Genomic DNA, 21,216 nt, shown 5'->3' with positions numbered 1-21,216 from the left:
CCTCCGCTCGCCGGGTGAGCTGGCCACCCGGCCTGGAACATCAGGTTAGTTGGTTGACGGATTACCTTGCTCAATCAGTGCCGAGACATCCGACACGGTGAAGGAGCCCGGTTTCTGCCGTGGCGGGAACTCTTTGAAACTTTCAATCATCTCTTTGGCGTACTTCTGCGCGCCGCCGAGCAGGAACAGACGATCATAGAACCAGTGGTTGTAATCCATGCCGTCCGTGCCTTTCTCTAGTGGATCGATTTCCAGATCGAACAGCAGCGGCGTGCGCAGCTTGGTGAACGGATACTTCCACAGATCCAGACCGGTATGTTCCTGAATCATAAAGTGCATTTTCCAGCGGCCGTAGCGCATCGCCAGCAAGTCACCGTCATCGCTCCAGTAGAAGAATTCCTGGCGCTGATCCGGCCCCTTGCCCTGTAAGAAGTCGAGCTGGTTGTAGCCATCAAGATGCACCTTGTAGGTCATGGCGCTGGTTTTGTAGCCCTTCAGCAACTGCTGCTTGATGTCCGGCACACCCGCTGCCGCCACCAGCGTTGGGAACCAGTCGTTACTGCCGAACATGTCGTTGATCAAGGTGCCGGGCTTGATATGCCCAGGCCATCTGATCATCGCCGGCACACGGAAGCCGCCTTCCCAACCGGTGTTCTTCTCGCCACGGAACGGCGTCATACCCGAGTCCGGCCAGGTGGCGATCATCGGACCGTTATCGGTGGTGTACACCACAATGGTGTTATCTTCGATGCCGAGATCTTTAATTTTTTGCAGGACTTCACCGACGATCTTGTCATGCTCAACCATGCCATCGGCATAATCCCCCAAGCCCGTCACCCCTTTGTCAGCGGGCTTGATATGGGTTTTGTTGTGCATGCGAGTGGTGTTGTACCAGGTGAAGAAGGGCTTACCGGCTTTAACCTGACGCTCCATAAAGTCATTGTTGGCTGCCAGCGTCTCCTCATCGATCGTTTCCATACGCTTGGTGTTGAGAGGGCCGGTGTCCTCGATTTTGCCGTCTGCAGTGGATTTAATGACGCCGCGCGGACCAAACTCCTTACGGAATTCAGGATCTTTTGGATAGTCGGGATTTTCTGGTTCCTCCTCGGCATTCAGATGGTAGAGGTTGCCCATAAACTCGTCGAAGCCGTGCGCAGTCGGCAGAAATTCGTTGCGATCCCCCAGGTGGTTTTTACCAAACTGCCCAGTGGCATAACCCAGTTGCTTGAGAATGGTGGCGATGGTGGGGTCTTCTTTCTGCAAGCCTTGCGGTGCGCCCGGCATGCCGACCTTACTCATGCCGGTACGGAACGGCATCTGTCCGGTGATGAAAGAAGATCGTCCCGCCGTCGAGCTCTGTTCGGCATAGTAGGAGGTGAACTTGGCACCCTCGGCAGCGATGCTGTCGATATTCGGGGTTTTGTAACCCATCATGCCTTGGTTGTAGCTGCTGATATTCCAGTAACCAATATCATCACCAAAGATCACCACGATGTTGGGCTTGCCCTTGTTCTGCTCGGGGGCAGTCGTGGGCTGATTGCTTGCGGGCGCAGCCTGTGCGCCGACACAGGCGACAGACAACACTGAGGCAAGCAGTGTTTTGCAAAAAGGCATTCGTGACATTTTGCACTCCAGATAGATGTAGGCCCTTGAACGGCATAACGAAAAGGCGTCTGCCAGTTAATGACGGTGAGGTGCGGGTAAAACGGTTCCTCCTGAGTGGTGGGTTAAAACGTTCGGTTGTAGTTAATGGCGAAGAAATAGAGCGAAGGGTGGTTGTATTCACCTTGCAGCAGCGGTGACGCGACCTGTGAACTTTCGATACGCGCATACTCAAATGCGCCGCCAATGCTACTGGCGCTATCCAGCTGATAGCGTGCACCTACGCCCCAGCGCCAGGTGTCGCCCGATGGCATGGTGAGAGAGGTATCTTGCTGGCTACGGTAGAAGCTACTGTCGTAAGCAATCCCGGTGTTGAAAGTCCAGTCGGCGTTGGGACGGAACTGGGTACCGAGTGCCAGATGCCAGGTATCACGGAGACGTTGGTAATCCGCGACACGGCTGTCACCGACCACAATCTGGCTGTTGCTGTAGGCGCTCCAGTCCTGCCAACCCACATCGCCCATCACCGCCCACTGACTGTTGAGATCGTGATAGAGGCTGAACATCACCTGCTGCGGGGTATTCACGCTGGCCGCAATCGGCAGGGTATAAGAGGGGCTGTTATTCAGGCGATCAAACTGGACGGTGCCGTTGATATTGAAGTGATATTTGGTTTCGCTGGTGTAGGTCAGTCCGGCACGGGTTTGCGGGGTGAACTGGTAAATCATGCCGAATTTGCCGTTCAACGCCCAATCATGATCGGATTGAGACTGCTCGCCATCAGAGGTTTGCCGCTTGAGCTTGAGGAAACCGTAGTTGATGCCGAGTCCCGCACCAAAAGAGAGCCGTTCGTTGTATTGCCACGCCAGCGAAGGCATCAACGTCATCGCCAGTAGCGTACTGTCCTTAATCAGGCTATCCCCGGCCCAGTTGCCAAAGTGTAAGCCGAGGCCGTAGTTACCGTAGAGGCCAATACCCGCACTTAATTGGTCTGTCACTTTCTGGCTATAGAAGGCACTGCCACCGGGAAACCAGCCAATCACGTTACCCGGACTGTTACCTTTTAGGGCGGCATCATCACTCAGCTGATACTTTGCGTTGCCGTAAAGCATCTGACCACCGAGGTTCAGATTCTTGCCAGAGAGCAGCGACATCCCCGCCGGGTTAGTCAACACGGTCGAAGCATCCTGCGCACGCGCCGCTTGCCCCGCGCCAGCCAGTGCCACATCATCTGTGCCAATTTCATATAAATACAATCCGCTTGCCTGTACCGATGTGGCGCAGCAAACCAGAGACAACAGAACAAAGTGATGCCTCATATCTTCTCCAGACGCTATTTGATGTCAGGACAGCGCACGCTATCAATGGCGCGTGCATAACCCTGCGTATCCTTTTGGTCAAAGGCTTTGGCCGCAGCGAGGATCAATTCATTATTGGTTTGGCTGTTGAGAAACACCGTGCGGATTTTGTCGTCAGAGACGTTTTCATCGATATTGCAGTGTTCACGCAAGCTGGTGATGATTTGCTGTTGCTTAAGCGCAAATGACAGATTATCAAAGGCGGAAGCAGCTAAAGTCTTATCGGCAAATAGAATTAGTGTGGCTAACAACGCCCATTTAATGCGCATAACACCATCCTCTTGTGGCAACAGATATACCTGTGTCATTGACCGTATGTAAACGGCATTCGCTCACAACTCAAATCGGTAAAGCCAGAATGGTGAAATGGTGTCGATTCTTAAAAAACATTTCGATTAATACCTTAGTAAAAACCTTACACTTAACAAGATATCGCTTGGGTTATTTTCGCGATATTGCAAAATTTTGATTGCAGTCAAATTTTTGCAATATCACGTTTCCAGGTCGTATTCCATCGCTAAGTGGTTGATCAGAATTGACATGGGGAATATAAAAACTTAAAAACACGCATCCTGGATGATACTTTTGATGAAATTTTAAAAAAATTTTTGGAACTGATTATTTAGCTGCTTTAGGATTTTCCTCATTCCACTTCGTATGAGGCTAGCCTTTAGGAGGGGGCAAAAATATAACCGCAAAACTTATTTGCTTTTTCTTGTCATCCTGCTAATTCTTCTAATGCAGTCGGAAATTATCTGAAACATCTCCAAAATTCATAGGGTAACGATAATGAAAAAATTGACGATGGGTATGATAGCCGTAATAGTGACCTCTTTGACTTGTGTATCCGCTTTTGCTGCAAAAGAGATTACCAAGCAAGAAGCTAAGCAGTATCAAAAAGTTGGCGAGGTCAGCACGACCAATGAGTACTCCGCACCTTCTGATGCTCTGAAAGAAATTTCACAAAAAGCAGATGAGATGGGAGGCAAGTATTTCGTGATAACATCCGGTAATGAAGGTAAAAAAATTCGCGGTACTGCAACAGTTTACAAATAAAGTACGGGCACCCTGATGCAAGGGTGCCACTTTCCAGTCTCGTAAAATAATCACATCTTAAATTTGTTCTTGCGGCATGATTTCATCATATCAAAAAATAGAGATATGGATTTTTTTGTCATTTAACAATGTTCACATCGTTATTAACCTTAATATGTAGCGAATTGGTGGAGATTAATTTTATTATCTGGCGCAAGCAAATATAAACCATTAGGATTAATCTTATAGCATCACTTCAACTCTGGGCTAGCGGATAATTAAGTACTATGAATCAATCACTCTCTTGACTTTTTTTGAGTAAGGATATTGAAATGCTGGTCATTGATGCAGAAAACGCCAATAAAGAGGTGATACTGACACGGACAGGCTGCATCTGGTTTCTATGGCTGAACATTATTTATTCACTCTACCTTGTCGTGCGTTATTACGTCCGTGATCTGCCTGATCCCCCCCTTTCTTTCCAGTCGCTATTTTTTAGCCTGGTTATCCTGTTGTTTTCAGGTTGGAATCTCTTACTAACCAGTCAACTTATCCGACATCAGTTTTACCTCTCGCGTACTGTTCTATGTATATTTACCTTTGCCTACAGTGTGGTTTGGGGTCTGGTTCTGCACAATTTGTTCAATGTCTACGCCAGTCTTGAGTTCACGATGTTGATCTCTCTGGTGATACTTTTCCCTGCGGTGGTGGCCTTCCATCTCTCCAAAACATTAATCGCTACCTTTATCGTGCCGGTGGTGATCGCTGTCTATATTGACATTCTGCGCTCCCCTGATGTTCACACTCTCTTTCCACTGTTTTCCTATACGCTGGCGGTTGGCGTGGTGATCTCATGCCGTAACGTGATGATGGAGTGGTTCCGCAAAGCGGAAGCCAGTGAACAACAGAATGTCTACCTGATCAAAAAACTGACCAAACTGGCCGATCAGGACCCCTTAACCGGACTGGCTAACAAACGTTATCTGCGAGAATATTTTTACGCGCGCATTGCCAAAAAAGCTGACCATTCAGAGGTCTATTTGATCATGATTGATGTTGACCACTTCAAACGCTTCAATGACCATTATGGTCATATCAAAGGCGATGAGTGTCTGGTTAACGTTGCACGCTGCATTGCGCGTTCCGTGAGAAATGAGAGTGATTTGGCGGTGCGTTTTGGTGGGGAAGAGTTCGCGGTACTGTTATTCAGTGCCAGTCGCGAAGCGGTTATTTCGGTGGCAGGACGTATCCGGGAAAGCCTTGCGGCCAGTTCTATTCCGCATGAAGCGTCAGACACTGCACCTTGGGTGACGGTTAGCCAGGGCGCAGCCTGTTGGCAAGAGGGGATGGCACTGGAGAACCTGATTACGCTGGCCGATCAACAGCTTTACCAGTCGAAAAATCAGGGCCGGGACCGGATATCCATGGCTTAACCGAGTTAGCCTTAATATATGACGTACCATTTAAACGCTTTTTTGGGCGCCATCAATGGCGCCCCTACAAAGAATTTGCATGCATTTCTAGATTTCTTCAAAAGCCGACCGCACCGCCTCCACAATTCTTTCTGCCCGCTGGCTATCTTCAAGCTGCGGATAGGCTTTCTTTAGCTTGCCGGATATCTGCCAACCGTTCTCTTTCAGCGAGCGGATAATGCGGTTCGCGTCCTGGTCCGGCATCTCCAGCACTTCTTTCAGCTGCTCTTGCGACCGCTGGAATATCACTAACACCCGAGCCTCATCCGCCATTTCGACTTTAACGGTGTGCTCAATCACCTTAGCGGTATAGAGCACGTGTGCGGTTAAATCTGGATAGCGCCAGGCAAAGCGGGCGTCGACATAATCAGCGAAGTGGAAGTTACTTGGCGTGCCGTCGTCATAGGTCACGATCTCACCAAAACGGCAGGAGGTGGCGTAGCGTCGCATCAGCCGTTTAGAGAACACTTCCAGCGTGCGATCGTAGCCAACGCGGAAATCCAGAGAGCTGGTGATGGTGGCCGAAACCGGCAATATCACCCCTTCGGGTAGTGCGCCATCGCGGATTAAAGCGTCATTAATCAAGAAGCGATGAATACGGCCATTGCCATCGCGCATCGGGTGAATATAGACAAAGCCAAACGCAATCACCCCGGCACGTGCCAGCGGTTCTGCGCCGCGTGTAGCCTGCTCAAAGTTACGCAGCCCCTGCATGAAAGCAGGCAAGTCCTCAAACTGAGGTGCGACATAGTGCACAATATCCTCGCGCATGGTTGCCTGGCCAACAAACACCGGCGAGCGGCGTAACCCCAGTCCCAGCGCATCATGTCCGAGTATCCCTTTCTGCAAGATATGCAGGCTTTCATCACTCAACGGGTCATCGATCTGACCGCAGTGTTGCGCGATGACATGGGCAAAGCGCTGGATACGATCGGCCTGGTCCGCTTCCTTTTCAATCAGGAAACTGGCGCGTGACTCCTTAAACGTCAGCCAGCTGGCGGTGCGCATTAAAATGTCGGCGCCGAAGGTATTATCTAACTCGTTTAATGCCGAGGAGAGATTAAAAGCGAGGGCGTGCTGTATCTCCGATGTGCGGCGCACCAGCGGGCAAAAATCGGGGGATCCTGGCAGATTGTCATTGATGCGCCAGCGTTTGATTCTGTTGGTGGATGTTCGGGTCAGGTACGCTTTTGCTGAGATCGCATCGATATAGCCGCCATTCGTCACATCCGGCACATTGAGCGTGGTGCCGGTCAGCCACTCATAGAGAAATCCGGTGCGACGTGCATATTGCCCAAAGGGTTCACGCAGGCACCAGCTTTCAATCGGCTCAGGTCCAGTTGCAGCAAAAAGGCGGGCGAAGAACTCCAGATGGATCTCTTCATACTTAAGCCCAAAGGCAAAGTGGCCGGAAAAGCTATCATCAGGCTGATAGCTGGGCGGGTAACGCTTTTCAATGCGCCCATGGGTCTCATTATGGGCACGCACCGTGCCAATCGAGGATTCGACGCGCAGTGGCTGAACCAGCTCAATCTTATATAACTTGCAGAGTGCCTTAAATCCCACCAGCATCGATCATTTCCTCTAACAACCGCATTAAAACGATAATTAATGGCGAATGTAGCGCGAAAATGATAATTTCGCCAGGCTGGAATGGTAATTCCAGCCCGAAAAGGTTAACAAATTCGAAAATAATCGCGAGAACGTTAATTTGCTGTCAATGTGACGCTTTCATCGCAGGCAGGTTAAAGCGGCTCGCCAGCACTTGATTCACATCATCTGGCGTCAACTGCAGTTTCTCGACCCCCGCCCCGGTGATGGTTTTAAGGACATCGCCCAGTAAGATCATGCGCCCGTCAGGCCGATGCTGCACCACCAGCAGTTTCTGCACAAAAATAGCATCAGGATGGGTGGAGTTAAGGTAGTTGGCGGGCACGAAATCAATCCACTCCTGCGGTGACAGGTCGAAGCCGTACTGATTGGCCCATTCACCCTCCACTTTCGCCTGTAATAAGTATTCACCCTGTTCATCACGGCTGAGCCGGAAGGTATCGAAATCCTGCTGGATATCAATATCGAGCCTGTCCAGCGCCAAAGGCGCACGAATGCCATAGCTGCCGAAACCCAGATCGCACAGCCACTGGCGGCCATCGACTTCAGCGATCAACGCCATGTGGGTTTTGGGTCGACGTACCGGGTAAAACATCGGACGTGCGGCAATAAAACGGTAGGGTATGCCTAACGCCGCCAGCGCCATGGCAAACAGCCCGTTGACCTCATAGCAGTAGCCGCCCCGACCATGGCGCAATACCTTGTCGCAGATGTGTTCCGGCACCAGCGAGACGACTTTGCCCGCCTGCACATCCAGATTCTCAAAGGGGACGGCAAACAGTTGATGGCGCATCAGCGCATGTAACATAGCGGTATCGGCGACCGCATGGCCGGTATAGTTGATACGGCATAAATAGCGGGAAAGATCGAAGTTGTCGCTGTGCATCATGCCTCCTTATCTGATTGATGTTCGACACTCTAGATGAAGCACAGCATCGTCTGTATAGTCAGATTTATCGAAAATCAGACTGTACAGATCGCCATGTCCGTCCCTGCCTTATCGTCCCCACACTACCGTCGGATTGCTGAGATGCTGCGACTCACCCTGGCCTCGGGCGCTTTGCGGCCCGGTGACCGGATGATCTCCGCGCGTAAACTGGCTGAACGTGAACAGGTCAGCCTGCCAACAGCGTTGGAAGCGTTGCGTTGCCTGGAGAGTGACGGGCTGATTGTGGCACGCCCGCGCTCCGGGTATTTCGTCCAGCAGATCAGTACAGTACCGTCTTCGCATTCGTCTTCCGGCCCAGTTTCGGTGTCGATGTCGGCGCTGGCCCGTTCTCTGTTTAGTAGTGCAGAGACCCGTCTGATTCCGCTTGGGGCGGCGTTGCCCGATCCGGCATGGCTGCCAACCGCGACGCTGCAGCGCGCGTTGCAGGCGGCAGGCCGTCGTCTGGATGCACACGGGCAAAGCTATAGCCTGCCGCCAGGCAGGGCAGATTTGCGCAGTAAGATTGCCGCGCGGGCAGCGCAGTGGGGTGCGCAATTTGGTGCCGATGAGGTGATCATTACCGCTGGTGCGACGCAAGCCCTGCGTCTGGCGCTGCATGCGGTGTGCCAGCCTGGTGATATCGTGGCGATCGAGCAGCCCGCCTACTTCGGCACGTTGATGTTGCTGGAAGATTTGGGACTGCAGGCACTGCAAATCCCGACAGACCCGGTTGAAGGTATGCTGCTTGAACCGCTTGCTGAAGCTATTCATCACCATCAACCCGCCGCCGTTCTGGCCTCGCCGACGGTACAAAATCCCCTCGGGGCCAGCATGTCCGTGGCGCGTAAGCAGGAACTGGTTATCTTGCTGGAAAGCGCCGGTATCCCTTTGATTGAAGACGATGTCTACGGTGACCTGGCTGGAGAAGGGCAGCGCCCACCCGCCTGCAAAGCCTTTGACCGAAACGGCAACGTGATTTATTGCAGCTCACTCTCCAAAACCCTTGCGCCAGGCTGGCGAATCGGTTGGATTGTAGCGGGGCGTTACCACGATCAGGTGTTGCAAGCGCGTATGGCAGGAGACTGGGCTGGGTCACCACTACTGGAAGCTGCAGCCAGTGAAGTGCTGGCCAGTGGAGACTACGATCGGCATTTGCGGCGTTTAAAAACGCGGATAAATCAGGGAGTCCGAACCATCATCACGCAGGTAAGAGCAAGCTTTCCAGCGGGTACAAGGGTGCGTGCGCCAGCCGCTGGCTTCCTGTTATGGGTAGAACTTCCGCAGCATACAGATGCGCTGGAGGTACACCGTCGTGCGCTGGAGAAGGGAATAGGGATTAGCCCGGGGCCGTTGTTTGCTCCGGGGGCAGAACTGAGCCATTACTTGCGCCTGAACTGCGCCAACCCAGCCACACCTCAACTGCTCAGTGCCGTGGACCAGATCGGCGCCATATGCCATCAACTGTTACCGCAGGCTGATGTGGTATGGATGCCTGATAGATAGCCTTCAGTTTTCAGTCACCGGTTGCGGTTTTAACTGGCTGATATGCTGCCACACATCCCATTTTTCATAAGGATCAACATTCTCCCGACCGGCATAAAGAAAGCGCTGAGGATTGTTACTCATTCTTCCCTTTAGCACCGCATGAAAACGGAATTTGTCAAAGTTACCGGTTTCAGGATTGTGTATGTCGATATGGGTACTGTCGCGGGGCACTTTCCGGATGAAGGGCGCCAGTCCCTCCCTGAAAATGATGCAGTCGTCCATATATCCTCCTGTTTGGTGAGTGCCTTAACAGCATAACCACTGGCAGGAGAAAGGTTAGGAGGAATAATCTGATAAAGTATGGTCCTACAGCAGGCCGTTGTAACAAAAGATTGAATTTTATATGCGCTTTAAAACCCGCCCTTAAATAGTGCAATGTATGCCTTTAAAAATGATGATTAAAAGTCTCCTTAAAATGGCAACTCACTAAAAATTATCATTCGATGCACCAATGTTGTGATGCAACCTTCATTTTTAATCACAAATGCTCTATTTATGTGCGCAACATCAAAATAATTCCATAAGAAAATAATATAGAAATAAATCCATGAGGCTTTCCTGTCGTTTTTATCTCATTGCCACCATTAAATAACCAATATATTCATCAACATGGATATATATTATTCCTTAGAAACCTTATCCTACGAGCGCAAAAACCTCTCTCACCATCATATTTAACGTATTGCCAACCAAATTTTTAAAGTGATAAAACATTCTCACTTGATAAACACTTTTCATTTAAAAGGTGATTGGCATGGCACTCGAAACCGCTTACGTCCGTATTCCAGAGGCATGGAACCGTCCAGATAAAAAATGGCTTGCTGCATTCGCTGATTTCCCCGTTGCCAACATTGGTGATGCGATGGAAAGGCTCAACATGTGCGATGCCGGAATTGTTCCGGTTACCACCCACACCGCCTTTGTCGGGTTTGCGTTTCCGGTACTGGTGACGCCTGGCGACAACGCCGCAGTCATTCGCGCACTGGAATACATCCAGCCTGGCGATGTAATGATGATCAACGGCCAGGGCCATATTGACCGCGCCTTAGTGGGCGAACAGCTCACCCAACGCTTCCAGCATGCGGGTGCCGCGGCGCAGGTGATTGATGGCGCGGTGCGTGACCGCAAAGTGATTGAATCCACCGGCTTACCGACCTTCTGTCGCGGTGTGTCTCCAGCAGGACCATTCAAAAATGGCCCAGGCGTGATTGGCGAGCCGGTTGCAATAGGCGGAGTGGTGTGCGCCGCAGGAGACATCGTGGTGGGTGATGACGATGGCATCATCATCATTCCCTTCTGGCGCGCCGAGGCAGTACTGGTGGCGGTGCGTGAAGTGGCCCGGCGCGAAGTGGAAATGACGGCAGAAGTGACCGGTCAATATCAATAACGCCCGTGCATAGACATATTTACGGCCTTCCGGGGATTCATCACGCTTAACTCAGGGCAAAACAGATGACGAAATCACATGCTGCAACAATGGATTACGCACTGCCGAAGGATGGAAGCACCAAGAACAATGTTGTACGCCGCGCGTCAATCGCCGGTGGCGTCGGTTCGTTTGTCGAGTGGTATGACTACGGGATTTACGGCTTGCTGGTGAGCTCGCTGGTATTGGTGTTTGCCGCCAGTGACATGAACACCAGTGACGCCGGCTTAATGCTCACCTACGTCGGCTTCACGGTGAGCTTTGTGGTGCGTCCGTTTGGTGGCGTGATTTGTGGTTACCTCGGCGACAGAATCGGACGGCAAAAACTGCTGACGGTCCTGTTGCTGATGATATCACTGGCAACCGCCGCCATTGGCCTGCTGCCAAGCTACGAAAGCATCGGCTGGGCTGCACCGACGCTGCTGATCCTGCTGCGTATTGTGCAGGGCTTCTCTGCCGGCGGCGAAGTGTCCGGCGCCGGTTCTTTCGTGGCGGAGTATGCGGAAGACCATCGTCGTGCGGTAGTGATGTCACCGCTGGTGATGGGGTCGTTTATCGCGTTGTTGTTCGGCAGCCTGTTGATCAGCGGCTTGATCAACGTTTTTGGTGTCGATGCGTTGAACAGCTGGATGTGGCGTATTCCGTTCCTGCTGGCGATTCCAATGGCGCTGATCGGCGTCTACATCCGCACCCGCATCGAAGATACGCCGCATTTTCAGATGGTGAAGGCCAGCAAACGTGTGGTGAAGAATCCCATCCGTGAAGTGCTGTCATCCAAGCGTCATCTGAAGGCGATTGGCCTGGCGATCACCCTGCCAGCGGTCAACGGCCCGGGTTATTACATCCTGTTTGTCTATATGCCGACTTATCTCAACAAGGTGATGCATTTCCAGCAGGTCCAGAGCCTGATGGTCACGGCCTGCGGATTGTTAACCATCGTCGCGGCCATCCCATTAATGGCGTGGCTCTCCGATCGCCTCGGGCGTAAACCGCTGTTGATTGCCTCCGCCATTGCCATGGCCGTGCTGGCGTGGCCGTGCTTCTGGCTGCTGACGCTGGGTATGTTTCCGCTGGCCTGTATGGCATCGATTCTGCTGGCCCTGGCCTTTGCCGGACACGCTGGGGTGATTCAGGCTACGCTGGCTGAAATGTTCCCGACCAACGTGCGTTACAGCGCCTACAGCATCGGCTTCAACCTCTCCACGGTGATTTTCGGCGGTTCCGCACCGCTGCTGATGACCTGGCTTATCGGTATGACCGGCATCGCCAGCATCCCCAGCTACATGGTGATTTTCACCGCGGCGCTGACGCTGATCAGCGCGTTGTATCTGAAAGAGACCGCTGGCAAACCGCTGGCTGACGAATAACACGTACACACCCAGGATTTCGAGGTCACTATGAAAAACGCGTCACCCTGGCGGATAGGGTTTGATATTGGCGGCACCTTTACCGATTTGGTGCTGTTGAACGACGTCACCGGCGAAGCGATTCGTCATAAAACGCTGACCACGCCGGAAGACCCTTCCGAAGGCGCGTACACCGGGCTGACTCAACTGGTGGAGATAGCAGGGCTTAACGCCAGCGATATTCACACCATCACCCACGGCACCACGCTGGCCATCAATGCGCTGCTGGAGCGCCACGGCGCGAAGACGGCGCTGGTGGTGACGCGCGGCTTCCGCGATGTACTGGTGCTGGGGCGTGAGTATCGCTACGACATTTATGATTTGAACGGCGCACCGGCAAAACCGCTGCTGACCCGTTCGCAGGCTTATGAAATTAGCGAGCGTGTTACAGCGCGCGGAGAAGTGATCACCCCCCTCGACGAGCACGAAGTGGTGCAGCTGGCGGCAGAACTACGCGCGCAGCGCTATGAAGCGGTAGCGGTGCTCTGCATGCACGCTTATGCCTGGCCGGAGCATGAAAATCAGATCGAAGCGATTCTCAGCCGTGAGTTGCCGGGCGTCTCCATCTCCGTTTCACACAAGGTGTCGCGTGAGATCCGCGAATACGATCGCGGCGTGTTGACCGCGATGAATGCCTTTGTGCAGCCCAAAGCACGCCGCTATATGGCACGGCTGGAACACAAGCTACGCGAAGGCGGATTCACCTGTGACTGGCTGGTGATGGGCTCAAACGGCGGCTTGATGGCGCCGCAAGTGGCCGCTGATTACCCCACCCGCATCATCGAATCCGGCCCGGCAGGCGGGATTGTCGCGACTGCCGCGTTTGCACGTAAAAATGCCGAACATCAGGTGCTGGCGTTTGATATGGGTGGCACCACCGCCAAAGCCTGCGTGGTACGCAACGGCGAGCCCGCTATTACCACCGATTATGAAGTGGGTCGCGCTGACCGACTGCTGAAAGGCAGCGGCTTGCCGGTCAAGTTGCCGGTGGTGGACATGATTGAAATTGGCGCGGGCGGCGGCAGTATCGCGCGCGTGGATTCACTGGGTCTGCTGGAGATTGGTCCGGAGAGCGCCAGTGCCTGGCCGGGACCGGCGTGTTATGGGCGTGGCGGCACGTTGCCCACAGTCACCGATGCCAACCTGGTGTTGGGGCTGCTGGATCCGGATGCCTTCCTCGGTGGCCGTATGCGGCTCGATGTGGATGCAGCCCGCACAGCGATTAAACACATCGCTGAACCACTGGGGCTGAGTATTGAAGAGGCCGCCTGGGGCATTCATGAAGTGGCGAACAGCAAAATGTCCGAGGCGTTACGCACCCACGCCGTTGAGAAAAACGTCAGCCCCTCACAGATGACCATGCTGGCGTTCGGTGGCGCAGGTCCGAGCCACGCCTGGTCGCTGGCTAAACAGCTCAGTGTCAAACGGGTCTATTTCCCGAACGGTGCGGGGGTCTATTCCGCCTTCGGTCTGTTAACCGCACCACCAAGCGCGGACTTTGTGCGTGCCGACCGCTGTCGTTTGCAACCCGGCATCGATATCACCCGCATCAGTGCGATCTTCGCCGAAGGCTTTGATGAGGCGATGACCACGCTGGCGGCCGCGAATGCCGATCCTGCCAGCGCCCTACAGCAAAAACTCGCTGGGGTGCGCTACGTCGGTCAGGGGTCAGAACTCACCGTGACGCTGCCAGACAGCTTCCTGCACCACGGAGATGTGCAGGCGCTGATCGATACCTTCGAAGCCGCCCATCTGGCGCGCTTTGGCCGCACGCTGCCAGGGCAGGGCGTGGAAGTGGTGAACTGGCGTGGACGTGTGCAAACCACGCCTCCCAAACTCAACACCAGCGATCAGCTGCGTCACCCCGAACCTGACGCACGGGAAAAAAGCCTGCAGGTCTATCTCGGACGCGAACAGGGTTACCGCCCATGCCGCGTGATCCCGCGCAGCCTGCTGGTCACTGGCGAGGTGGTGCAGGGTCCGGCACTGCTGCAGGAGAAAGAGTGTGCGATCTATGTCGGCCCGGACGCCACTGCGCAACTGGATGAACAAGACAATATTCTGATGGAGCTGAACTGATGGCGATGACAACCCCTGACAATCTGCGATTTCTCGATGATCCCATCAGCCTGCGCATTACCTGGGATCGGCTGGTGAGTATCTCCGAAGAAGCGGCGGCCACACTGGTTAACATGGCGTTTTCCAGCATCATTCGTGAGGTAGGCGATTACTCCTGCCTGCTGATGGATGCCAGTGGCAGTTCGCTGGCGCAGCCGAAAGCCAGCGTGCCGGTGTTTATCGGCACCTTGCCCGCCACCGTGCGTCATCTGCTGGCAAAATTTCCGGTTGAAACCCTGAAACCCGGCGACAGCCTAATCACCAACGATCCCTGGCTCGGCACCGGCCATCTCAACGACGTGACGGTGGTGACGCCGGTATTCCGCGACGGCAAACTGGTGGCCTTCACCGGTGCGGCGGCACATATGTCGGATATTGGTGGCTCGCTGAATATGGGCTCATCGCGCGACATGTATGAAGAAGGGTTCCTGATCCCACCGAGCAAGCTGATGATAGAGGGTAAGGTGAACCAGCAGTTGCTGGACCTGTTCCTCGCCAACGTGCGCGCACCGGATCAGGTCGAGGGCGATCTGCACGCGATGCTGGCCGCAAACCAGATTGGCGCTAACGGTCTGCTTGGCCTGATGGATGACCTGAAGCTGGAATCCGTCACCCCGCTGGCCGAGAAAATCCATGCGCTGACCGAAGCGGCCATGCGCAAAGCGATTGAAGCGGTACCGGATGGGCGTTATGAAGCAGCCGTGGATATTGGTGACTACGAAGGCGATATCCACCTCAATGTGGCAGTGATCGTCGAGGGCAGCAATATCACTATCGACTACGCCGGATCGTCGGCTGAATCGATGTTTGGCAGCAACTGCCCGATGTCCTTCACCTATGCCTACAGCGTCTATCCGCTCAAGTGCCTGCTGGAACCCCATCTGCCCAATAACGAAGGCTGCTTTAAGTCCATCACCGTGACGGCACCCGAAGGGTCGATTGCTAACGCGCGTCCACCTTGTGCGGTTGAAATGCGCAACCGCGTTGGCCATATGGCGCACGCCGCCATCTTCACCGCGCTGTCAGGCATCTTGCCGGATCGTGTCATGGGCCACTCAGGCAGTGCACCGGTAACCTGTGATGTGTTCGCCGGGCAGTTCGATGACGGTCGCCGCTTTGTGGAGAGTCTGTGTGTCAACGGAGGCACCGGCGCGCGTCCGGCAGCGGACGGCATTGTCACCGGCTTCCCAGGCAATATGTCCTCAACGCCGATTGAGCTGATTGAATCCGCGACGCCGCTGCTGTTCCTGGAGAAAGCCATCGTGCCGGATTCCGGCGGCGCCGGGCGCTATCGAGGCGGCGTGGCACAGCGCATGGTCATCCGCAACACCAGCAAATTCCCACTCTCGCACAGCATGTTCTATTCACGGCAGAAACACCCGGCAGCGGGCGTGCTGGGCGGCGCGGCGGGCGCGCCCAACGTTATCGCGATTAACGGTAAGTCTCTCGCCAAACCGGTTGGCCGTCACGATGTTCTGCCAGGCGATGAAGTCACCATCCAGATGCCGGGCGGCGGCGGTAAGCTGCCGGTCGCTGAACGTGATCCACAGGCGATCCTCTGGGATTTACAGGAAGGTTACATCACCGAAGCGGGAGCGCTACGTGATTACGGCGTGGACATTGCCACACTGAACAGGAGCTAAATATGGGACAGTTAACGGACAAAGTAGTGATCATCACCGGGGCTGGCAGCGGTATTGGTAAAGCAGCGGCGGCAGGTTTTGTGCAAGGCGGTGCGCGCGTCGTGCTGGTCGGCCGCCGCAAAGCGGTGCTGGATCAGGTGGTGGCGGATCTGCGTGAGAAGGGCGGAGAAGCCTGGGCTTATGCCGCCGATATCGCCAGCAAACAAGAGGTTAACGCCCTGGTTGCCTGGACGCTGAGTGAACTGGGCGAAGTCGATATTCTGGTCAACAACGCGGGCAGCGCCAGCAAGACGCTGAATGCCCGCTGGCTCGAAGAAGAAGAGTGGAATCAAGTGCAGGACGTCAACATGAAGGCGGTGTTTCTGCTGACGCAGGCGCTACTGCCCTCGATGCTGGCGCGGAAAAACGGCACCATCATCACCGTTTCATCTCTGGCCGCGCTGCGTCCGAACCTGCTGGGCGGTGCAGCCTATGGTGCGGCAAAGGCTGCCGTGCGCAACTTTATGACCTATCTGCACAATACCTTCCGTAATGACGGCATCCGCTCCACCTGTATTCTGCCGGGCGAAGTGAACACACCGATAATGGATAACCGCGCCAATCCGCCGCTGCAAAGCATTCGTGACCATATGGTGCAGCCGGAAGATGTCGCCGACGCCATCCTGCTGTGTGCCAGTTTGCCGATGCGCACGGTGATTGAAGAACTGATTGTCGCGCCGACGTTCCTGCGTGACGTTTCCGGCGATCTGGAGATCAGCCGCTGGAAAAATGCGCCTGCCGCCTGTAAAGCCGAGCGTTTTAACCATAACTGATCCCACAGGAAGGTGAATGATGTCTGCCAAATTCTTTAAAGCGTCCGAAGCGGTGCTGCGTGTCGAACGCACCTCACTGCGCGTGCAGCAGCCCGCCTCCAGCAGTGACATGATCTCACTGGCGATGGGCGAACCCGATTTTGATACACCACCGCGTATCGTGCAGGCCGCCGTTGAAGCGCTGCAACAGGGCTATACCCACTACGCCCCTCTGCTGGGCGACAAAGCCCTGTGCCAGGCACTGGCCGATGATGTCTCTTCACGCAGCGGTATGCCGGTGAAACAGGGTGAGGTGCTGGTGACGCACGGGGGTACCGCGGGATTAGCGGCGGCGATCCTCTCCATCGTCAATCCGGGCGACCGGGTGGTGATCCCGGATCCGACCTATTCGCTGTATGCCGACCTGGTCAACATGGCGGGCGGTATCTGCATTCCCATGCCGTGCCGCAGCGATTTGCACTGGGATGTCGATCGACTGGATAAGGCGCTCGATGGCGCCAAACTGTTCGTGTTCTGTAACCCTGGCAATCCCACCGGCATCGTCCACAGCCGTGAAGAGATTGAAGCACTGGGTAAACTGGTCAACAAACACAACAATCTGGTGATTGCCGATGAAGCCTACAGCGACCTGGTGTTCACCGATCGCCCCTTCACCTCAGTGTTACAGGTGGCCGCTTTTGCAGGGCGCACGCTGTTCTGCCAGACCTTCTCCAAAAGCTATGCCATGACCGGCTGGCGCGTAGGCTATCTGGCCGGTCCGGCGGAGATGATTGCCGCCGCCGCACGCGTCCACAATAGCGTTAACGGTTCGGTAAACAGTGCGGTGCAACGTGCGGCGCTGGTGGCGCTCACGCAGTGTAAAAGTGACGTCAAACGTATGTATGATGTCTACCGTGAACGTCGCCAGTTAATGATGGAAGGGCTGTATGCCATCCCGGAGCTGTCGCTCAACGAACCGGAAGGCGCATTTTACTGCTTCCCGTCCTATTCACTGCCTATCCCGGCCATCGACATGGTCGCGTTGCTGCGTGAGCAGGGTATCGCGGTCCGTCCAGGCAGTGAATTCGGTGCCGCGGGCGAGCGTCATCTGCGTCTCTCTTACGCGGCCAGTCATGAGGCGATTATTGAAGGTGTACGTCGCCTCAAGCGTGCTCTGGCGGGTTTGAATTAAGACGCAGCACAGGGGGAAGAAAATCCATAATGGCGGAAAGAGCGATGCGCAGTGATACCGAAAGAAACCGTAAAAACCTGATTCAGGCGGGCGCCCGCCTGTTCGAGCATGCAGAGAACCCGATCAGCCTGGCGGAGATTGCCAACGAGGCTGGCGTGTCAGTGGCCACGGCCTATCGCCAGTTTACCTCGGTAGAAGAGGTGCTGAACGCCTATCGCCAGGAAGTGGGGCAGTTATTGCTCGATTTCAGTCTGAGCCAACGCTGTGTGGGCCTACAGAAGCTGGAGAACATCAGCCGACACTGGATAAAGCTGGTGCGTGAAAACGGTGCTGCCATGGTGCCGATGCGTAACCGTCGTGGCTACCTCGAACGTTTGTGGGAAGGCGCGGATTACCTGAAAGTTCAGGCAGATGCCCTGCGCCCTGCGTTGCGCGAAGCGATGGAGGAGATGGACCTGCCGGATATTGGTGACAAAGCGATTTTCCTGTGGAACATCCTGTTCGATCCACGTGAAATCTTTGACTTGCTGAACACCGTCGGCCTGACGGAAAAACAGGTCGGTACACAGTTGATGTCAGTGCTGGTGGGTGGACTGCGCGGTTTCGCCAACGCCAATGATTTCAGTGTGGAAGCCTATCGCACCCGATAAACCCCAGGCCGCCGGCGCGCGGCCTTTCCCTTGCCCCACATTCGGTTAAGATGACCCCGCAACCATCCTTTACCATCCCTCCTCTTCAACACTCAATATCATGAGTGTTATTGCGCGCTGATTCAGTGCTTTTCGAACAGGGAAGAGAGTGATGTTTCATCTGATTTTCAGCATACCGAGTTGGTATGTTATCGCCCGATTCGTTTTCCCGTTGGCCATGCCGCTAGTATTCAAGATCATCTTATCTCTGGTGGTTTTACTGGCTTCACAGTACTTGTTAATCAGCCGATTTACGCCCGGCGGCATTTTCTCACCTGAAATGCCGCGCGCGGTGACCATCCTGTTCAACTGGGCATTCGGCACGGTGTTGATCCTCGCCTTTACCCAAATCGTGATGGATGTGGCGGCCGTGATTTCCCTGCTGTTACGTCATCCGTGGGAGATGAGTTCCGGAGTACGCTGTGCAGCAGCGCTGTTTGCCATGATCGTGGCAGGCATTGGCGTACAGCAGGCGATACGCGTGCCGCCGGTGAAAGAGGTGACCATCGCCATCAAGGACCTCCCTCGCGAATTTGAAGGCTACCAGTTGCTGCAGCTGACTGACCTGCACATCACCAAACTCTTCAATGCCAGCTGGACTGCAGCCATGGTGAAAAAGGCGATGGCGCTGGACGCTGACCTTATCCTGGTAACCGGCGATGTGATTGATGGCACGCTGGAAAATCGCCGCAATGACGTGTCACCGCTCAGCGGTTTACATGCCCCAGACGGCGTGTTTGCCATCACCGGCAACCATGAATATTTCTTCGAGCAGCAACGCTGGACGGAACACCTCGCGACACTCGGGTTGCGCCCACTGCTCAACAGCCACACGGTGATTCAACGCGGCGCAGCAAAATTAGTGATTGCAGGATTGCCCGATATATCCGCGTCACGCAGGCAGGCAATGGCGCCTGACCTTGAGCAAGCACTGGAGGGTATTCCCGACAACGCCCCGGTGGTGCTGATGGATCATCAACCCCGCAATGCACGGCAGAACGCAACGCAGAAGGTTGATTTACAGTTCTCTGGCCATACGCACGGCGGACTTATCGTGGGGTTTGATCGGTTGTTTGCTAAACCCAATGCGGGCTTTGTCTCGGGGCTTTACGACGTCGATGGCATGCAGCTTTATGTGAATAACGGTACGGCACTCTGGCCTGGCATGGCGATCAGGCTGGGACGCCCTGCGGAACTGACGCGGATTACACTGCGGCGCAAGGAGTGATGCTTGCAAAGCACTGCACCGATTCTGATCAGCCGTTGTCCGGCAGGAAAGGCGTGAATGGCCCTCGATGACCGGGAGCGCTATCTGTAGGTTGAGATCAGGTCAGAGGCGGGTATTTGTCTATCAGCGTCTCGATGGAGTTAGTAGGGTAAAAGTAGACCAGACGGCTATCTTCTGTGGCGAGTCTGGTAAATCCCATCGCCTCATAAAATCTAGCGGCTGCTTCATCTTTAGCTTCTGCCATCATGGCATAGACGCCCACCGAACGTGCCGCTTCATAGGTGCGACGCGCAGCGTCAGCAACCAGAATTGACCCAAAGCCTTTGCCTGCGAGTCGTTTGTCAACGGCAAGGCGGCCTAGAAGAATGCAGGGGGCATCCCGGTAAGGAACTTGTTTCCGTCTGCCGTTACTCATGCCCGCTTTGGTATAGCTGCCTCCAGAAAGCGTGTAATAACCCATAATTTCGGGTGACCCATCACCCTGCTCATCAGTCTGAATCACATAGCCACGCAGAATGTGATTCTTCTGCTGCTTTGCCAGATCCTTTTTTACAAAGTCATCCAGAATGGGGCGACCACAATCAAAGCTATCGGTCTTATAAGGAACAGCCAGATCATAAGGCTGAACGCCTTTTTTTAACTTTCCCATTTCCAGGTTGAGTCCTCATTCATGCGTTCTACTGCTCGGCTGAATCGCTCGTTAGGTGCTGGCGGATTGTCGAGTGCCTGTCTCATCGCATTCCAGGCGTCATCTGTGAGAGTGATACGGCTGTGTTCACTAATAACCGCTTGCGCACGTTCATAAGCTGAATCAGCGATAAACTGTGATGCACTAACACGTGTTAGCTGCGCTGCTGTTTCAATATCAGCTTTGATATCTGAACTAACTCTAAACTCCAGGCGCTCTTTCTTAGTTACGGCTGCCATTTGCTATATTTACTCCGGATATAGGGCAGAGTCGACGCTGGCTCTGCTCATGGTGACTGAGTAAACGCGTCTCGTTAAAGGCTGTTAGAATGCCAGTTCACTGGCTTCTGGCAGGATTGTGTTACTCATAACTAAACATTTCAGGTTACTTCCCATACGCCATAAAATTTGTACGGGTGATTACCGTACATGAATGGTATGACTGATCCCTCTCGTGATCAAGATTTCTTTCATAAAATCCAGAT

General features: G+C 54.2%; 19 protein-coding genes. 11 read left to right on the top strand and 8 right to left on the bottom strand.

Annotated elements, in window-relative coordinates; all coding sequences use genetic code 11:
• Nucleotides 1-45: 45 nt before the first annotated feature.
• The 3 genes from ACPUC8_RS10340 to ACPUC8_RS10330 all read right to left on the bottom strand — a co-directional run bounded on the left by ACPUC8_RS10340 (nt 46) and on the right by ACPUC8_RS10330 (nt 3,229).
• Nucleotides 46-1,623, bottom strand: a complete 1,578-nt coding sequence (locus ACPUC8_RS10340) for an arylsulfatase (protein ID WP_494926169.1) — start codon at nt 1,621-1,623, stop codon at nt 46-48.
• Between the two features lie 104 nt (nt 1,624-1,727).
• The gene (locus ACPUC8_RS10335; protein WP_494926168.1) at nt 1,728-2,921 is read right to left on the bottom strand and encodes an OmpP1/FadL family transporter; all 1,194 of its coding nucleotides are present in this window, start codon (nt 2,919-2,921) and stop codon (nt 1,728-1,730) included.
• Nucleotides 2,922-2,935: 14 nt separating this feature from the next.
• Nucleotides 2,936-3,229 carry a YicS family protein gene (locus ACPUC8_RS10330; RefSeq protein WP_494926167.1) on the bottom strand — a complete coding sequence of 98 codons (294 nt, stop codon included), beginning with the start codon at nt 3,227-3,229 and terminating at the stop codon, nt 2,936-2,938.
• Between the two features lie 520 nt (nt 3,230-3,749).
• Here ACPUC8_RS10330 and ACPUC8_RS10325 point away from each other — a divergent pair.
• Both ACPUC8_RS10325 and ACPUC8_RS10320 read left to right on the top strand, forming a co-directional pair.
• The gene (locus ACPUC8_RS10325; RefSeq protein WP_494926166.1) at nt 3,750-4,016 is read left to right on the top strand and encodes a YdgH/BhsA/McbA-like domain containing protein; all 267 of its coding nucleotides are present in this window, start codon (nt 3,750-3,752) and stop codon (nt 4,014-4,016) included.
• 311 nt (nt 4,017-4,327) lie between these two features.
• Nucleotides 4,328-5,428, top strand: a complete 1,101-nt coding sequence (locus ACPUC8_RS10320; protein ID WP_494926165.1) for a GGDEF domain-containing protein — start codon at nt 4,328-4,330, stop codon at nt 5,426-5,428.
• Nucleotides 5,429-5,515: 87 nt separating this feature from the next.
• Here ACPUC8_RS10320 and ACPUC8_RS10315 read toward each other — a convergent pair whose 3' ends face one another.
• Complete coding sequence (locus ACPUC8_RS10315; protein ID WP_494926164.1) at nt 5,516-7,039, bottom strand: Fic family protein; 1,524 nt, start codon at nt 7,037-7,039, stop codon at nt 5,516-5,518.
• Nucleotides 7,040-7,184: 145 nt separating this feature from the next.
• Nucleotides 7,185-7,964 (bottom strand): arylamine N-acetyltransferase family protein, encoded by a 780-nt coding sequence (locus tag ACPUC8_RS10310; protein ID WP_494926163.1) that lies wholly within the window; start codon nt 7,962-7,964, stop codon nt 7,185-7,187.
• A gap of 96 nt (nt 7,965-8,060) precedes the next feature.
• On the opposite strand from ACPUC8_RS10310, the gene ACPUC8_RS10305 reads away from it, so the two are divergent.
• Complete coding sequence (locus ACPUC8_RS10305; RefSeq protein ID WP_494926162.1) at nt 8,061-9,509, top strand: aminotransferase-like domain-containing protein; 1,449 nt, start codon at nt 8,061-8,063, stop codon at nt 9,507-9,509.
• A 3-nt stretch (nt 9,510-9,512) separates the two neighbouring features.
• Here the strand turns inward: ACPUC8_RS10305 and ACPUC8_RS10300 are convergent, their stop codons facing one another.
• Entirely contained in the window at nt 9,513-9,773 is a 261-nt protein-coding gene (locus ACPUC8_RS10300) for a hypothetical protein (RefSeq protein WP_494926161.1), read from the bottom strand.
• A gap of 532 nt (nt 9,774-10,305) precedes the next feature.
• On the opposite strand from ACPUC8_RS10300, the gene ACPUC8_RS10295 reads away from it, so the two are divergent.
• From ACPUC8_RS10295 to ACPUC8_RS10260, 8 genes are all read left to right on the top strand, one after another.
• Nucleotides 10,306-10,938 carry an RraA family protein gene (locus tag ACPUC8_RS10295; protein ID WP_494926160.1) on the top strand — a complete coding sequence of 211 codons (633 nt, stop codon included), beginning with the start codon at nt 10,306-10,308 and terminating at the stop codon, nt 10,936-10,938.
• Nucleotides 10,939-11,003: 65 nt separating this feature from the next.
• The gene (locus tag ACPUC8_RS10290; RefSeq protein ID WP_494926159.1) at nt 11,004-12,344 is read left to right on the top strand and encodes an MFS transporter; all 1,341 of its coding nucleotides are present in this window, start codon (nt 11,004-11,006) and stop codon (nt 12,342-12,344) included.
• A 30-nt stretch (nt 12,345-12,374) separates the two neighbouring features.
• Nucleotides 12,375-14,462, top strand: coding sequence for a hydantoinase/oxoprolinase family protein (locus tag ACPUC8_RS10285; RefSeq protein WP_494926158.1), 2,088 nt, complete (start codon nt 12,375-12,377; stop codon nt 14,460-14,462).
• Nucleotides 14,462-16,144: a hydantoinase B/oxoprolinase family protein gene (locus tag ACPUC8_RS10280; RefSeq protein ID WP_494926157.1), complete on the top strand. Its 1,683-nt coding sequence runs from the start codon at nt 14,462-14,464 to the stop codon at nt 16,142-16,144. Before ACPUC8_RS10285 ends, ACPUC8_RS10280 begins: the two co-directional genes overlap by 1 nt.
• A 2-nt stretch (nt 16,145-16,146) precedes the next feature.
• On the top strand, nt 16,147-16,956 hold the full coding sequence (locus ACPUC8_RS10275) for an SDR family oxidoreductase (protein WP_494926156.1): 810 nt from the start codon (nt 16,147-16,149) through the stop codon (nt 16,954-16,956).
• 16 nt (nt 16,957-16,972) lie between these two features.
• Entirely contained in the window at nt 16,973-18,127 is a 1,155-nt protein-coding gene (locus ACPUC8_RS10270; protein ID WP_494926155.1) for a pyridoxal phosphate-dependent aminotransferase, read from the top strand.
• Nucleotides 18,128-18,156: 29 nt separating this feature from the next.
• The gene (locus ACPUC8_RS10265; RefSeq protein WP_494926154.1) at nt 18,157-18,777 is read left to right on the top strand and encodes a TetR/AcrR family transcriptional regulator; all 621 of its coding nucleotides are present in this window, start codon (nt 18,157-18,159) and stop codon (nt 18,775-18,777) included.
• A 151-nt stretch (nt 18,778-18,928) separates the two neighbouring features.
• A complete protein-coding gene (locus ACPUC8_RS10260; protein ID WP_494926153.1) occupies nt 18,929-20,044 on the top strand; it encodes a metallophosphoesterase in 1,116 nt (371 codons plus the stop codon).
• A gap of 97 nt (nt 20,045-20,141) precedes the next feature.
• On the opposite strand, the gene ACPUC8_RS10255 is transcribed toward ACPUC8_RS10260, so the two are convergent.
• Both ACPUC8_RS10255 and ACPUC8_RS10250 read right to left on the bottom strand, forming a co-directional pair.
• Nucleotides 20,142-20,693, bottom strand: coding sequence for a GNAT family N-acetyltransferase (locus ACPUC8_RS10255; RefSeq protein ID WP_494926152.1), 552 nt, complete (start codon nt 20,691-20,693; stop codon nt 20,142-20,144).
• Nucleotides 20,681-20,971, bottom strand: a complete 291-nt coding sequence (locus tag ACPUC8_RS10250) for a type II toxin-antitoxin system TacA family antitoxin (RefSeq protein ID WP_494926151.1) — start codon at nt 20,969-20,971, stop codon at nt 20,681-20,683. Before ACPUC8_RS10250 ends, ACPUC8_RS10255 begins: the two co-directional genes overlap by 13 nt.
• Between the last annotated feature and the right edge of the window lie 245 nt (nt 20,972-21,216).

It is taken from the genome of Pantoea sp. CFCC18177 (assembly GCF_059412425.1).
This window is presented reverse-complemented; position numbering and strand designations above follow the sequence as displayed.